Annotated in this window: 3 protein-coding genes and 1 pseudogene; 1 reads left to right on the forward strand and 3 read right to left on the reverse strand. The window is 73.6% G+C overall.

Translation table 11 applies throughout. From position 1 onward, the window contains the following. Positions 1 to 313, reverse strand: a 313-nt coding sequence (locus ACYVE9_RS23605; RefSeq protein ID WP_461029911.1) for a DAK2 domain-containing protein, incomplete at its 3' end; no start/stop codon positions are given. A gap of 237 nt (positions 314 to 550) precedes the next feature. Here ACYVE9_RS23605 and rpmB point away from each other — a divergent pair. Continuing rightward, positions 551 to 736: a 50S ribosomal protein L28 gene (gene rpmB / locus ACYVE9_RS23610; protein WP_028426177.1), complete on the forward strand. Its 186-nt coding sequence runs from the start codon at positions 551 to 553 to the stop codon at positions 734 to 736. 193 nt (positions 737 to 929) lie between these two features. Here the strand turns inward: rpmB and thiD are convergent, their stop codons facing one another. Then, positions 930 to 1,742, reverse strand: a complete 813-nt coding sequence (gene thiD / locus ACYVE9_RS23615; RefSeq protein ID WP_461029912.1) for a bifunctional hydroxymethylpyrimidine kinase/phosphomethylpyrimidine kinase — start codon at positions 1,740 to 1,742, stop codon at positions 930 to 932. Positions 1,743 to 1,827: 85 nt separating this feature from the next. Then, a pseudogene (locus ACYVE9_RS23620) lies at positions 1,828 to 2,271 on the reverse strand (thiamine-phosphate kinase); the annotation flags it as partial.

Here is a 2,271-nt window from a genome sequence, read left to right on the forward strand (position 1 = left end):
GGCCCCCGGCGGCCGTCTCCTCGGCCATGCCGCGCAGCAGCTGGGCCAGGATGGTGCCGGAGTTGCCGCGGGCTCCCAGCAGCGCACCGTGCGCCATGGCGTGCACGGCCTCGGCCGGGGTGGGCCGGCCGGCGCAGGCGGCTTCCACGGCGTGCGCCGCGGACTCCCACGTCAGATAGAGGTTGGTGCCGGTGTCGGCGTCCGCGACCGGGTAGACGTTGATCGCGTCGATCGTCTCGCGAGCCTCTCCCAGGGCGTCCAGGCCCCTGCCGCACCAGGTGCGCACCGCTTCGGCGTCGAGCGTGTGCGGCACGGGCGTCCTCCTCGGTCGGCGGCGATGGCGAAAGCGTAGTCCGGGAGGAGCGGAACGCGGTGCTCCGTGCGAGGTCCGAGGCGCTGGACGGAGGCGATTTCCTCGTTCGTGACCAGCCGTTGTATGCTGCTCCGGTTGCCTGACGAACGTCGGGTCTTCTTCCCGGGCACTGCCGGTCATCTGATCATGCCGAGCCGGGATTTCACTGTACGTGCATCTGAAGTCTTTGGAGTGACCGTGGCTGCCAACTGCGATGTCTGCGGCAAGGGGCCGGGCTTCGGCAACAGCATTTCCCACTCGCACCGCCGCACCCCGCGTCGCTGGAACCCCAACATCCAGCGCGTGCGTGCCGTGGTCGGTCGGACGCCGAAGCGCCTCAACGTCTGCACCTCGTGCATCAAGGCCGGCAAGGTTTCGCGCTGAGGCAATAGCCGCAGCGCCGCCTCCCGGCTGATGTAGAGCCGGTCCACCCTCGGGTGGGCCGGCTCTTCGTCGTGTCACGGACCCTTTTTGTCGTGCCACGGGTCCGTGCCACGGGCCCTTTCGGTCGGTGCGGAGACCGGCCGGGCCCGATCAGCCGCCTCCCGGTCGCGGCGGAGGCCCGCCGAGTGCCGTCCTACCGGGCGTGCCGGGTGCTGGGGGTGCGCAGCGCCCAGCCGTGGTCGACCGGACCGAGGCCGCCGCCGAGCGGGAAGCCCGCCGCGATGGCGCCGGTGACGTACTCCTTGGCGGCCGTCACCGCTTCCGGGACGGACCTGCCCTCGGCCAGTCCGGCGGCGATCGCGCTGGCCAGGGTGCAGCCGGTGCCGTGGGTGTGCCGGTTGTCGTGCCTGGGGGCGCGCAGCCAGTGCTCGCTCCGCCCGTCGGTGAGCAGGTCGACGGCGTCACCGGGCAGGTGCCCGCCCTTGATGAGCGCCCAGGCGGGGCCGTGGCCCAGCACCGCCTCGGCGGCCTGCCGCAGGTCGGACTCGGCACGCACCCGCACTCCGGTGAGCTGGGTGACCTCGTCCAGGTTGGGGGTGGCCACGGTGGCGGTGGGCAGCAGCCGGGTGCGGACCGCTTCCAGCGCGTCGGCGGCGAGCAGCGGATCGCCGTGCTTGGAGACACCGACCGGGTCCACCACGACCGGCACGTCCAGGTCGCCGAGCAGGTCGGCGACGGTCTCGACGAGTTCGGCGGACGCCAGCATGCCGGTCTTCACAGCCTGCACCCCGATGTCGTCGACGACGCTGCGGAACTGGGCCCGCACCGCGTCGGCGGGCAGCGGCCAGGCGCCCTGCACGCCGAGCGAGTTCTGCGCGGTGACGGCGGTGAGCACGCTCATGCCGTGGGTGCCGAGCGCCAGCATCGTCTTCAGGTCGGCCTGGATGCCCGCCCCGCCGCCGGAGTCGGACCCGGCGACGGTCAGGACACGGGGAGGTATGCGCATGGCACCAGCCTACGGACGGGCGTCGGACGGCCCGGCGGGCGGGCTGGCCGGAGGGACCGGCAGCGCGGCGTCCGGGCGGGGCCGGTCAGCCGTCCGCGCCGAAGTGGTCCCAACCCCCGGCCTTCTCCCAGGGCGCGCCGTTCACGGTGACGCGGGGCAACGCCGAGGGGTGCAGCACCTCGCCGATGACCCGCCAGCGGGCGGGCAGCTTGCGCCCGGCGGGAAAGGTGGCGACGAGCGCGTGGTCCTCTCCCCCGGTCAGCACCCACTGGAGCGGATCGACGCCGACGGCCTGCCCGATGTCGTGCATCTGGGCGGGGATGTCGAACGCGGCGGACGACAGGTCGATGCGGACCTTGCTGGCCTCCGCGATGTGCCCCAGGTCGGCGATGAGGCCGTCGCTGACGTCGGTCAGGGAGGTGGCGCCGAGCCCGGCCGCGGCAGGCCCGGCGTGGTACGGCGGCTCGGGCCGCCGGTGGGCCTCGACGAAGGCCCGCGGGGAACGGAAGCCGCGGGCGAGCACCGCGTG

The organism is Streptomyces sparsus (genome assembly GCF_054776295.1).

What these genes read in the sequence shown, in the direction of transcription:
- thiD (WP_461029912.1), bottom strand. Translation starts at nt 1,742, where the DNA reads ATGCGCATACCTCCCCGTGTCCTGACCGTCGCCGGGTCCGACTCCGGC.